Here is a 13732-nt window from a genome sequence, read left to right as displayed (position 1 = left end):
GACAGCAGTATTTTCCCAAAAAACTTTGATTATGTCGCTTTAGGCCATATTCATACTCCACAGAAGATCGGCGGCAGTGAATTTATCCGTTACTGCGGTTCTCCTCTTAAAATGAGTTTTTCTGAGAAAAACAACTCCAAACAGGTTCTGCTTTTAGAGATTGAAGCTAAAGCTGATCATAATTCCTCAAATTGTGTTGTCAGGAGTATAGAGGTTCCGCAGAGCCGAGAGCTTATAAGTATAAGGGGAATTGAGGATGAGCTTAGGGCTGAGGTTTTAAGAATTGCGACTGAACATCCTGGCTCCTATCTTGAGGCTGTATATGTCGGACAGCATATGAGACATGATTTGAGAGAAATTCTGCTGGAGACTCTTCGTGAAAAGTACGAGGATTCTGTACCAGTTAACCTGGTGAGAATAAGACATGAACCTCTTGATCTGTCACAGCACAGTACTGCTGCAGCATCCTCAGCTGAACTAAAGGAATATAGCACAACTGATATGTTCAGCATGATTTTAGAAAAGGAGAGGGATTTTAGCTCTGAGGATAAGGATATGCTGGGCGCTCTTTATGAGCAGATCCTCTATGAGATGGAGAGCTCATCTGAAAATAATGACGTAAACAAGGTTCAGGGCGGAGAATAAAGATGCGTATAGAAAGACTTCATTTTAAGAATATCAATTCTCTTAAAGGTGAGTGGACCATTGATTTTACTGATCCCGCCTTAAGTGCCTCTGGACTTTTTCTTATCACCGGAGATACCGGTTCAGGCAAGTCTTCCATTCTTGATGCCATAACCATTGCTCTTTACGGAAAGACTCCTCGTATTGACAGGTTTTCAAAGACGGCAAATGAGGTAATGACCAGACATACAGAGGAGTGTTTTGCAGAACTTCTTTTCTCATCTGGAGAGCATCAATATGTTGCCCGTTTTGAACAGCGCCGAGCCAGAGGTAAAAAAGACGGAAATCTTCAGAATCCAAGTTACTATTTTGAAGATAAGGAGAATAATCAGGTTTATACCAAATACAATGATGTTTCACGCAAGGTTGTGGATGTTACCGGTATGACCTATGAGCAGTTTACAACATCTGTGCTTTTAGCTCAGGGGCAGTTTACCGAGTTTTTAAAGAGTAAGGTGGATGATCGCGCCAGAATTCTTGAGCAGATCACCGGAACTGAAATTTACTCGAAAATTTCAATTAATGTTTTTGAAAAGTATAAAAAAGAGAATCTGGTCCTAAGTGAGCTTAAGACTCAGGTTGAAGGTATTGAAATACTCTCTGATGAGGATCGGCAGGCCTATGTCGCTAAGACAGAGAATCTTAGAAACACTTCTTCTCTCCTAGAAAAAGATATTGAGAAACTGAGAGGGGATGAAGAGTACTTAAAGAGAGTTCAAAACTGTGAAAGCAGATATCAGGAAGCTTTAAATCTGTTTTCTGAGGCTAAGATTAAACTTGAGCATTTCAATGAGGAAAATCAGGATAGGCTTCTGGCGGATGCTAAGGCGCAGTCCCTTGCCGGAACTCATTCCTCTTTAAAAGAACTCAGAGAAACTTCTGCCAATACTAAGAAGGCTCTTGAGGCAGAAAAGCGTAATCTTCCTTTATATGAGGATAAATTTACAGAAACCTCCAGACTTCTGTCAGCTGCTGAGGAAGCCCTTAATGCTCATAACAAGTTAGTGGCAGAGCAGCAGATAATCTTCGATAAGGTAATAGAAATAGACTCAAGACTTTCTGAACAGCAAAAGTCCAGAGACAGTGCCAAGAGTGAATATGAAAGCAAAAAGCAGCAGTGTGAAGACCAGAAAGCTGAACTGTCACTGAAGATAGCGGAGAACAAAGCGCTTGAGAAGGAATCGTCGGAAATCAATAAGCAGTTGTCTGACAATACAATATTTGCAAGACTTGAAAACGATCTCTCAGGTATCAGGGAAAAACTAAATGCCTTATCTGAGGCAGGACTGGCTTATGACAAGGCTTTAACCAGTCTTTCACAGCGAGAACAGGCCTTAGAGCATTCTGATAAAAATATTGCCACTCTAAAAAAAGATCTTGATGAGGCTCAGGAAGAGCTTAATACAGCAGAGGCTAAATATCATAAGGCTAAGACTGAACTTGAGAAACTTACCGAAGATTCCTCTGTAGAGAAGCTTAGAGAGCTTTCTTTTGCTTTTGATAATCTCTTATCTCAGATGGAGAAAACACAGGGGCAGTTTAAGTCTTTATCAGAGCTAGAGGCCGAGCTTCTGGAGAATTCACAGAATTCACAGACTAAAAACAAAGAGCTTATGCCTCTGACAGAGGCTCTTGGGGCTTTTAGACGGGAGCTTGAGAATACAGAGCATCTGATTGAAATTACCGATCAAAACTTTAGATTCAGTGAAGCTTTTAAGAATCTGGAAGGGATAAGATCAAGTCTTGAAGAAGGAAAGCCTTGTCCCTGCTGCGGTTCAACAGTGCATCCATTTGCAGCGAATCTTCCAAAGCTTGAGGATAAACTAGAAAAGACACTTAATGATCTAAAAGAACAGCGTAAGCTTCTTGGTACAAAGATTCAGAAGACTGAATCTGTTATTAATACCCGACAGGGAGAACTTAATTCCCTAAAAGCAGCATATGATAGTCTGTTGTTAAAAAAGACAGAGCTTCTATCCCAGATTAGTTCTGGTTTTGAAACAATTTACTCAGTGCTTTCATCTGATAACAAAGAATACTTCAAGTCTTATCTTGGCTCTGAATTCTGTGAACTTTTGAGCTCTGATGATCCTTTGAATTTGGAGCTGGATTTATTTTCAGACTGTGTATCGAAGGTATCTGCAAGAAGAACCGAACTGAAAGATAAAGAACAGCTGCTGATTAACCAGACCGAAGACTTCCATAAGGTAAAAGCAGCTTATGTTCAGCTCTGTCATGAAAAAGACCTCTGTGCTGAAAAGCTTGAAAGTGCGAATGCCCAAAGAAAAGTTGTAGCAGATGAAGTGGGGAAGGCGAAAGCAGAACTTCAGCTGTTATCCGAAAAACTATCTTCCCATAAGAGGGAGGTCTTAGAGAATCTTTCCTATTATGAAATAAGTGAAGAGCAGCTTTGTGATCCTAAGAGTATCCTGAGCTTCTTAAAAGAGAAGCTTGATCTGTACAGGAAGCTTCAACAATCACAGGAGAAATGTATAAAAGCGCTGGAAGATAATCAGTACAGCATAGAAGGTCTTGAGAACTCATATCAGGAGAAAGAGCAGCAATGCAGTTCACTCTTATCTGCGTATAAGGAAAAGGTCACTGTATATGAAACAACCTTTGCCCAAAGGGAGCAGCTCTTTGGCAAAAAGTCTGTTTCAGATGAGAAAAAGAAACTTTCAGATGAAAACACAGATCTTGAAAATAAAAAGGTTAAGTGTGCCGATGAGAAAAAACAGAGCGAGCTTGAGCTTCATGGTGGCAGGGAAAGAATAAAACAGCTTGAAGATAATCAGATAACTGAGTTACGAAAGCTCAGGGATGCTGAAGAGAATTTCATTATCACCATAAAAAGAAATGGCTTTGAGACAGAGAAAGACTACCTGGCAGCAATCCTGTCCACAAAAGATCGCGAGCATTTAAATGAGGAGCATAAAGAGTTATCAGCATCAGTTCAAAAAGCTTCAGGTCAGCTTTGTGCTGTAAAGGAGGAGAGTGAAAAACTAAAGAGTCGTCCAATGCCAGAGCTGAGCGCGCAGTCTATACAGGAGACTCTTGAATCAAAAAACAATGAACTCAAGGAAGTTAATCAGTCCTTAGGCAGCATTCAGAATACCCTTTTAAAGGATCAGGAAGCTCACGAAAGATATAAAGAAAAAGCAGAACTGATTGAAAAGCAAAGAAAGATAGTTGATAACTGGAGTCTTTTAAATGAACTGATTGGTTCTGCTGACGGTAAGAAATTCCGTTCTAAGGTACAGGCTATCACCTTTGGCAGACTTATAGAATGTGCCAACCTTGAGTTAAGAGAACTTTCTGACCGATACAGACTGTATCAGAAACAGGACACTTTAGATGATTCTCTTGATTTTTACGTTCAGGATGAATTCTTAGGCAATGACATTCGCTGCTGTCAGAATTTGTCTGGTGGTGAATCTTTTCTGATAAGTCTTGCTCTGGCTTTAGGTTTGTCCCGTCTGTCCTGCATCAATAAGCGGATAGATTCCCTGTTTTTAGATGAAGGCTTCGGTACCCTTGACAGTAAATCACTTGAGGTCGCAATTGATGCTCTTGAAAATATGCGACAGCGTCATGGACTTGTAGGTATCATTTCTCACGTGGAAACACTCAAGGATCGTATTGCTTCAAAGCTAACCATTGAAAAGAAGAATGATGGTAGCAGCATAATAATCGGATCCGGTGTAATGAGCGCTTAAAGTATCATTCAGATAGGAACAGAGACCTCTTAAGGTTAACTATCTGTAAAAGTGAAGTTTTATAATGGTCTATCTTCAAAAAAAATACTAGAATACCAAAAAATAATATTCGTGGAGCTAAAAAATCTCCTCATAATTTTAAGAATGATAAAAAAATGCTGAAGAATCGATATGTCGAATTCATGCTGGCAGATCTTATTGGTATTGGTTGCAATTTTTTAAGCAGGTTTCTGTTTCAGGAAGCCTTCAGTTTTGAACTGTCAGTATTGTTGTCTTATTTTGTTGGAGCTGTTACAGCCTATAGTGTGCTTGGCTCTGCTATGTTAAAGCGAAAAAAATCTGTTTTTAAATTTATTTCTTTTAACATTGCGGGGGTGCTTCAGACTTTTATTGTCTCTCTGTGGATATTTGCTGTTCTAGAGAATGAGGTGTCAGAGGATATTGCCTGCACTTCCGCACATTCAGTTGCTTTGGGATGTCTGTTAATCACTGATTATCTCTTCAATACTGGAATTAGTCCTTCCAAAAGAAATGCTTAAAATGTCTGGTATGTCGGTTGGCATACCAGAATTCAAATTTCTTTCTCCATAAATCTAATAAGAAAAAATCATTTCCGTATTGTTAGTTAAAACAATAACACCAAAATTGAGACGAAAAGGCTTATATCTATTTGTTTTTTGAATATGAGCTTCAAATCCACATAAAACCTTTTGAACTAAATCATAAAGTTAATAAGATATACATGAATTAAATTTATTTGCACCTATAACTTAACAATAATAGTTATCTTTTTTTAGGGTGGAATATGTTTGGTTGGTTTAATCGTTTAGCTGTACGCGCAAAGCTTATCTTAGCTTTTATGGTGGTTATTCTCTTAACTCTGATTATTTCAGTTGTTGCGATGATCAATTTAAAAAACATCAAAGCGTCAATTGATTACGCGGATATATCTCTTTCAACAGAGTACAACCCCAATACTGAATTAAGCTCGAATATCACATACGTCAATGATGAGCTGTTTACCTTTGTTAATAACATCAAAGAATATACTCCTCAGAATAAATCTTCTGTTGAAGAGAAGCTTACTAGTATTGTTAATGTAGCCGATGCTCTAGATAAGCAGATTAATTCTGATGCCTCAAAGAAGGTAAAAGCTTATCTTGCCGAGGCGATCGATGCTTATCATAATGAGCTGATACCTACACTGGATAGAAACTTCCAGCCAATGGCACGCGGAATCTACTCGGCCAATATTTACCCTAAGTTTATTGCCGCTCAGAGAAATCTGGTGAACATTAACAACAACATTCTCGGCAATATTATGGGGCATCTTGAAGAGATGAATTCAAATACTCCTCTCATTGTGGTTGGTGTTGTTTCTGTCGCTGTAATTGTTGTTTCTCTGGTAATCAGCTTTGCTCTTTCAGCTGTGTTTACCGGAGCTATTAAACGTGCCTGTGATGCAACTGCTAATATTGAAAGAGGAGACCTTTCAAAAGAAATAAAGACTCATCTTAAGGATGATTTTGGTGTTCTTCTGCATTCGCTTGAATCCATGCGTTCAGAGTGGCAGGGAATTGTATCAGCCATCAAACAGTCCGAGAATGATCTGAACTCAAACTTTGATACGATTCGTTCTTCAACTTCTGAAATCAAAGATTCAGCCAAGAGTACAGAGAACCGCTCTCTAACAGTTGCAGCTGCTGCAGATCAGATGGTATCCACCACTTCTGATATTGCTAAGAACTGTCAGGAAGCGGCTGCAAATGCTGATGATTCCAATAAAACTACTCAGGAAGGTGTGTCTAAGGTTCGTCTGACCATCAATGCCATTCATCAGCAGGTTGAGCAGACCAAGAAGGATGCCGAGCAGATCCAGTCTCTGGTAGATAAGGCTCAGAAGATTGGAACCATTGTTCAGACCATTGACGAGATTGCATCTCAGACAAATCTTCTGGCTCTGAATGCTGCGATTGAGGCTGCTCGTGCCGGTGAAGCCGGTAAGGGATTTGCTGTGGTTGCAGATGAGGTTCGTGCTCTGGCCTCAAGAACTTCTGCCTCAACTCAGGAGATTACCAGCATGGTTACCCTGGTACAGAATGAAGCTAACCTTGCCAATGAGTCTATGTCCAAATCTGTTTCCTCAATGTTTTCTCTAGCTGAGGATGCCTCCTCAATTGAAGTGCTGTTAAATGAGATTATCAACAAGGTTTCGGTTGTTAATTCTCAGATTAATCAGATTGCGACCGCTGCTGAGGAACAGACTACAGCCACTGCAGAGATATCCTCAAATATGCAGAACATTACCAGTTCAGCTCAGGGCTTTGTGGTTGAGGTTGAGAAAACTCAGAGCGTGGTCAACAATGCAAGCAGTTCTGTTGCAGAACTGTCTGAACTTGTTGCCAAGGTTAAGGTTTAACTGGGCAGGCTTGTTTTTGGGATATTGAAAGGTAGAACTCTGATATGAAGAATACACTTAAAGTTTCTCTTGGTTTTGCTCTTATGTTGCTTGGTTTGTCATCCTACGGTGCAACTCTTACGGTGTGGGAAGATCTTAACAAGGCTGATGGTATAAGAGATTTTGCAGACCAGTTTGAGAAGAAGTATGGCGTGAAGGTTGATATTCAGGGGAAAGACTCAGCCCACCATGTTTACGATGTTGCGGATTTGATAAGCAGGGGAGAGAAGACTCCGGATATTTTTCTGATTGTATCTGACCGTGTTGGTGACGCAATGTCAAAAGGCATTCTTGCTCCTATTGAAAATATGGATCAGGAAAAATCTCACTATATAGAGACAGCAACTGAACTGTTTAAGGTTAAGGGCAAATACTATGGTGTTCCTCGATCCATAGAGGCACTTATTGTCTACTATAACAAGGATGTTATGCCTGTTCCTTTTGAGACTCTGAATGAGTATATAGAATTTACAGATAAGCACAAGGATCAAGGCATCTATGGGCTTATCAGCAAAGTAGATAATTTCTATTACAGCTATGGCTTTTTTGGCGCATACGGCTCATATGTGTTCAAGCAGAATTCTGAAGGAGAGTTCAATCCATATAACATAGGGCTTGATAACGATAAGGCGGTAAAGGGTGTTTCTATTCTTGCTGACTTTGCCAAAAAACATGTACCTATGTCAGTCTTAGGTCAGGAAGGCTGGGCTAATATAGATGAGATGTTCAAATCCGGAAAGGTTGGAGCTATCATCAATGGACCATGGAGCTTAGACGGATATGCAAGTTCGGGGATCAACTATGGTGTTGCTCCTTTGCCAAAGCTTCTAGGCGGAACTCCGATGAGACCTTTCTTTGGAGTGAAATCATATGCTATCAGCTCTACATCCGAGAACAAGAAACTCGCAGAAGAGTTTATAAAGTTCATAAATCAGACGGAGTTTGCTTTAAAACGCTATCACAGAATAGCAGAGCTTCCTCCTATCAAAGAGCTTTTATCTAAAGAGGAAATAACTAACGATGATTATGCCAGTGCCATTGCTGCACAGGTTGAGTATGCCGATCCTATGCCGACAATTCCAGAGATGGCAAATGTGTGGGAGCCAATGGAGCAGACTCTCAACAGCATTATAAAAAACAATGAACCTGTTGAAGCGGCTCTTGATCTGGGAGTTATGAAGATAAAACAGAAAATTGCGGAAAACTGACTTTCTAAAAAGTTTTCCTTGTCGTGACATACTCCCCACTTAGAGCGGGGGAATTCTTGTTAGATAAAGTTAAAAGAAAAATGAGCTCGATTTTTTTTTCGAACTCATTTTTTGTTTGTCTATGCTAAAGCCTGTTTGGAAGGACTAGAAACGATTTTTTCTCTTTGAGGATGGTCTTGGAATGTAAACACAGATAATTCCAATAATGGCACCACAGAAGGCAATCACTGCACCCTGAAGCCACCACCTCATCTGCATATCTAGTTCTTTTGTCTCAAGCTTGTCTGCGAAATCTCTTCTGGTTGCATCAAGATCTTCTATCTTTTCATTCTGAGCTGCAAGAGTACTCTTTAAGCTGGCGTTTTCTTTCTCAAGCTTTTCAACTTTTGCTTTTGCTGCTCTGTAGTTTGCTGCAACTTCTGAGTCGTAGTTCTCAAGAGAATTCTTAAGTTCTGCAATCTTGCCTTCGAGCTCATCAACCTTAGCTTCACCGCATGGCTCCACCTGAAGGTCACGGTACTGCATCCAGTACTCTTTGCCATTGTAGGTAATTTCAACAAACTTTCTATCATCAGAGAGTTTATTAAAGGTAATTCTTTCACCAACGTGAATTGAATTAACAATCTTGCAGTTTGCTCTAGGGCAGGTTCTAAGCCAGACATTTACATTTTCAGAAACGTAAAGAGTATCTCCGATCTGAAGATCTGATACTTCTTTTGCCTTAGGTGTCTTAATTTCATCGGTGTCGGTATTGTTTTCTGGTTCTGCCTGAACTGCACCTGTGGCGCAGATACATAAACCTAACAGTGAGCCTGATATAATTTTTTTAATAGAAATCACTTGATAATCCTTAAATCATTCTTGTTCTACAAAGATTTTAGCACAAGCTTTGCTTAATGTTTTAATCTGTCACGAGTTAACTACGAGTTTGCACACAATTTTTTTGCAAATTTAATAAAAAGACTTTGTTTGAATATTACTTTGTTTTCTTTCTGAATTATTGGCGCATTTTTCTTGAAGTCATACTTTTGTTTAATATTTGAGGTGAAAAGCTAGATGATAAAAAAAATAGCAAGTACAATAGTCAGAAAATGATATAAAAGTCTTTGCAGCGGATTATTCACATTACAACAATGCTGCATAATTTTAGAAAAACAGAGTTATTTTTGTATGAGGTCCGTACTCTGTTTTGGAGAGAATGTTAATGCAGGACAAAGAGATTGAGCTAAAGTTTGGATTTGATGGAGATGCTTCAAATCTATACGAGATATTTTCACACATAGGCGCAGTAAGCAATAAAACTACACTGCATCTTGATAATACCTACTTTGATACTGACGATAAGGCCTTATTCGGTATTCATGCCGGACTTAGAATCAGACGCGGTGATGATTTCTCTGAGCAGACCTTAAAGGTAAAAGGAGAAAACATCGGTGGTCTTCATAAGAGACAGGAATATAATCTTCCAATTGAAGTTTCTGACGGTGTTCCAAATCTGATGAAGTTTCCAAAGGAAGCTTTGCCTTCAGACTTTGATCTTGAAGGAATTCAGAAACGTCTTAAGCCAATCTGCCGTATCAATTTTACCCGTTACCTTTTTAATCTTGAGCTTTTGGACAGCACCTTTGAGGTAGCTTTCGATCAGGGCTATATAGAGGTTGACAGTTCAAACAGGTATCCTCTTAGTGAACTTGAAATTGAACTTAAGGAAACCTCTGTTCATTCTGACGAAATTTTAAATCTGTTCTCAATTCTATGTACGCATCTTGCTGCGAACAATATTCCTCTGCTTTTAGAGCCTTTCTCCAAGATGCACCGTGCTGCGCTTCTGCAGCAGCAGAGTAGACCTTCTATAGATTTCTGCGAACTTGATAGTGCTGAGACGTTTATAGACTACGTAACTGCTCAGGTTGCTCTTTTTGAGAAAATGTACGGCTACTTCCTGATTTCTCGTGATGCGGTTCTGTTCTCCCAGATTATCTCGCTACTGGATTCACTTCTGCTGTCTTTGAAGTATTTAAAGCGCAGAAATTTTCTGGCATTTATTATCGGCAGAAAGGAGCCAATCGAATATAAGCGAGACCTGCAGATTATTATCAGACTTTTAAAATCTTTCCACAGAGTATGCCGACATGTTTCAAAGAGAACGCTATTAAGCAGATTCAGGAAAAACTCAAAGGGCATTGCTTCCTGTTACGAGAAGATCCGTGAAAGTGAGAAGGCAAATAAGCTGTTCCTGATCCCTCTGAAGCTCAGGTTGCTTTTGTCCTTGATGGCAAAGTAAGGATTTTTGATGGATTTTTCAATACAGCCAGAATCAACCGATTACAGGAATTTACCAGACGAATTAAAACAGCACTCTGACATACAGTATGAACGCCTCAAGAGCAAACTTAGCGAAGAGCAGTTTGCAATTCTTGATGCACGTCCGGAATTCAGATTTGTTCTTGCATTATCGGAGTTTGTCTCAAATACAATTTTCTCATATCCAAAGGAATGCTGTTCTCTTATACAGGAAGGAGCTCTGGATGACTCTTCTTTTCATTCCGATCCTGAGTCTTTTGTTAAAGAATATCTTGATGAGAAGCTAAATGATTTTGATCTCAAGCGTCGCCTCCGAATCTTAAGAAGAATCCATCACATGGCCATAGCCTGGCGAGATCTCTGTGGCTTCGCCAATATAGATGAAATCTTTTTAAAACTCTCTGCCTTAGCCGAGGCAATTGTCCTTCGTCTTTTAGAGGTTGTCCGCACTCAGTTAAAGAAAGTTTACGGTGAGGCCTTTGATTCTGATGGCTCTCCTCTGCCTTTGCTTGTAATAGGAATGGGAAAGCTTGGTGGTCAGGAACTTAATTTCTCTTCGGATATAGATTTGATTTTCACATATCCTAGGGAAGGTGAGACTGCAGGTCCTAGAGTTGTAACTTTTAGGGAATTTTTCTCAAAGATTGTTCAGCGTTCAGCAAATTTCCTTTCTGATATCACATCTGACTCATTCTGCTACCGTATTGATCTCCGTTTAAGACCTTTTGGCGATGCAGGGGCTATTGTAAATTCTTTTGATGCACTGCAGATCTACTACGAAACTCAGGGCCGAACCTGGGAGCGTTACGCTCTGGTTAAGGGAAGAATTTTAGGTCAGCACGGAACTCTTGATGCCTATGCTCAGGAGTTGACCTCCATGCTGCGTCCTTTTGTTTATCGCAGATACCTTGATTACGGTGCTATTCAGTCTTTAAGAAAATTAAAGCATCTGATTGAGTCTGAGGTAAGGCGCAGATGTTTAAATAACAACTTCAAGCTTGGAAAAGGTGGCATTCGAGAGGTTGAATTTATCGCTCAGGCCTTCTCTTTAATGCGAGGTGGAAGATATTATGAACTTCGAGAGGAGGCTCTGCGCAAGAGCCTTAAGAACATCATTTCCTTGGATCTGATTCCAAGAGATATCTGTGAGAAACTTGATAAGTGTTACGTTTTTCTGAGGAGACTTGAGAATGTAATTCAGGAATTCTCAGATAAACAGACACAGAATCTGCCAGATAATCCTAAGGATATGTCCAGAGTTTTAGCTGCAATGAACTATTCTTCTGAGGAAACTTTCCGGCATGATCTTGATGAAGTGATGCATTTCGTGCATGAGGAATTCAAGAAGGTTGTGGCTGATGAGGAAGATTCAGAGGAAGATTATAAGAATTTCGATCTTTGGGAGGCAGACAGCGATCTTGTGGAAATGTGCGCAGAACTAGAGCCTCATATGGTCAATAAGGACAATACCAGAGAGATGGCAGGAGATATCCTGAATCTTAAGGTCTCTTTATCTCGTATGCCTGTTGGCCCAGTAGGCAGAGAAACTCTGCTTGAGCTTATGCCTAAGGTTATCTATTTGATTGCAAGGGAGCCACAGTCTGCCGCCTTATTCAAACGCATGTCAGGTCTTATAGAAAAGATTGCTCTGAGAACTCCATATATTCAGCTTTTAAGAGATAAGAATGAGGTTTTAGAGAGATTTATTGAGCTTTTGAAGGAAAACCACTTTGCAAGTGAACTGATTACCTCTCATCCGATTCTGTTAGATGAGCTGTTTATACCTCAGTATTTCAACAAGCCTCCTTCACCTGATGAGTTTCTTTCTATGCTTCAGGAACAGCTTTTAAGAATCGATAGAGATGATCTTGAGGCGGTTATGGAAGAGCTGCGTCTTTTCAAAAAGATGATGGTTTTCAGAATTGCTCTTTCAGATAAAGCCGGAAAGCTACCACTTATGAAGATCTCTGATGCACTAACCTGGCTTGCTGAAGCCTTTATCAAAGAGCTTATTGTCATTGCCTGGGAACTTAATGCTAAGAAATACGGTGAACCAGAGGGCAGGAGCGTAGAAGATCCCGGTATTGCTGTAATCGGTTATGGAAAGCTTGGCGGTATTGAGCTTGGTTATAAGTCCGATCTTGATATGGTTTTCATCAAAAAAGCAGGAGACGGCGTAACCAATGGAGAAAACTCTGTTCCAGAAAGTATTTTCTACCAGAGACTGATTCAGCGAATTATGCATTTGGCTACCACCACAACCGTAGGTGGAATTCTATATGATCTTGATATGAGATTAAGACCGGATGGAGACACTGGATTACTGATTTCTGATACAGATTCCTTTGAGCTTTATCAGAAAAGCAGAGCTTGGACTTGGGAGCATCAGGCTCTGGTAAGAGCGCGTCCTATTGCAGGTTCTCCTGATATTATCCAGAAGTTTAACCAGATTAGAGAGGAGGTCATAAGAACTCCTAGGGATGAGAGAAAGCTGAAGGAAGATGTTGTCAGCATGAGAGAGAAAATGCGCTCTCATCTTGATCGTTCAGGAGACTCTCTCTACGATATCAAGCATGGCGTCGGAGGCATGATTGATATTGAGTTCATCTCTCAGTATCTTCTTTTAAAATATGCGCCAGCCTATCCTCAGATGAAGCTCTGGTCTGATAATGTTCGTATTCTTGAGGAATGTGCAAATCTGGGAATTGTAGATAAGAATATTACAGATGCTCTTATATCAGCCTATATTGATATCCGACAGGTTTATCATGAGCTTTCTCTTGCTGATTTCCCAAGAGTAGTTGCTGTTTCTGACAGAATTCCTGCAACACTCAAGGTAGAAGAGATCTGGAGAAAAATCTTCTCAAATTAGAATGTCTATATAACAGATTGTACGTACTTGATATAGAACACCGCAGAGAGCTATCTGCGGTGTTAAGAGATCGGGCGGAATATATTTGGAAGACTAGTCGTTAATGATATCCTGCTCAGGATCAGTCATTGGAAAATCATACTGAAGTTTTCCATTCTCATTATTAACAATTGGACCTTTTCCTACAGGACACTTATAGGCTCTGCCTGATAGAACAACACCTAGAAGCTTAAATGAAATATGCGCTGTATGAGCGTATTTTTCAACCAGGTGGGTTGCTCCCATCTGTGCTGCCTGATGTTTTAGGTTGAATCTAGCCATACCGACAGTAGAGTATGGTCCATTGTTGTCAACATCGGCAATAAAAGTACACCCCTCAACCTCAGTTGGTAGAGCTGTAATAACCTTGTTTGCTGCGGCCTGTTCTTCTGCTGACATACAGCCGGTTAGAACAACAGCGATACAAGTTGCTATAGAGAAAATCTTTTTC

The 13732-nt window shown here is 40.0% G+C and carries 8 protein-coding genes and 1 pseudogene; 7 read left to right on the top strand and 2 right to left on the bottom strand.

Translation table 11 applies throughout. From position 1 onward, the window contains the following. From QZU45_RS08255 to QZU45_RS08235, 5 genes and pseudogenes are all read left to right on the top strand, one after another. Positions 1–645: pseudogene (locus tag QZU45_RS08255) on the top strand (hypothetical protein); the annotation flags it as partial. A 2-nt stretch (positions 646–647) separates the two neighbouring features. Beyond that, complete coding sequence (locus QZU45_RS08250; protein ID WP_295354003.1) at positions 648–4400, top strand: AAA family ATPase; 3753 nt, start codon at positions 648–650, stop codon at positions 4398–4400. A gap of 155 nt (positions 4401–4555) precedes the next feature. After that, positions 4556–4939 (top strand): hypothetical protein, encoded by a 384-nt coding sequence (locus QZU45_RS08245; protein WP_295354001.1) that lies wholly within the window; start codon positions 4556–4558, stop codon positions 4937–4939. A 266-nt stretch (positions 4940–5205) separates the two neighbouring features. After that, positions 5206–6819, top strand: coding sequence for a methyl-accepting chemotaxis protein (locus tag QZU45_RS08240; protein ID WP_295353998.1), 1614 nt, complete (start codon positions 5206–5208; stop codon positions 6817–6819). Between the two features lie 44 nt (positions 6820–6863). Then, a complete protein-coding gene (locus QZU45_RS08235) occupies positions 6864–8066 on the top strand; it encodes an extracellular solute-binding protein (RefSeq protein ID WP_295353996.1) in 1203 nt (400 codons plus the stop codon). Between the two features lie 144 nt (positions 8067–8210). Here the strand turns inward: QZU45_RS08235 and QZU45_RS08230 are convergent, their stop codons facing one another. Further along, positions 8211–8906: a TIGR04211 family SH3 domain-containing protein gene (locus QZU45_RS08230; protein ID WP_295353994.1), complete on the bottom strand. Its 696-nt coding sequence runs from the start codon at positions 8904–8906 to the stop codon at positions 8211–8213. Between the two features lie 364 nt (positions 8907–9270). Here QZU45_RS08230 and QZU45_RS08225 point away from each other — a divergent pair, with 364 nt between their 5' ends. Both QZU45_RS08225 and glnE read left to right on the top strand, forming a co-directional pair. Continuing rightward, positions 9271–10350, top strand: a complete 1080-nt coding sequence (locus QZU45_RS08225; protein ID WP_295353991.1) for a CYTH domain-containing protein — start codon at positions 9271–9273, stop codon at positions 10348–10350. Between the two features lie 9 nt (positions 10351–10359). After that, positions 10360–13242, top strand: a complete 2883-nt coding sequence (gene glnE / locus QZU45_RS08220; RefSeq protein WP_295353987.1) for a bifunctional [glutamate--ammonia ligase]-adenylyl-L-tyrosine phosphorylase/[glutamate--ammonia-ligase] adenylyltransferase — start codon at positions 10360–10362, stop codon at positions 13240–13242. A 93-nt stretch (positions 13243–13335) separates the two neighbouring features. Here glnE and QZU45_RS08215 read toward each other — a convergent pair. Beyond that, positions 13336–13732: hypothetical protein (locus QZU45_RS08215; protein WP_295353984.1), on the bottom strand; the 397-nt coding region annotated here is incomplete at its 5' end.

The organism is uncultured Succinivibrio sp. (genome assembly GCF_902756765.1).
Lineage (GTDB): Bacteria > Pseudomonadota > Gammaproteobacteria > Enterobacterales > Succinivibrionaceae > Succinivibrio.
Note: the sequence above shows the minus strand (reverse complement) of the source record. Positions and strands in the feature narration are given on the sequence as shown.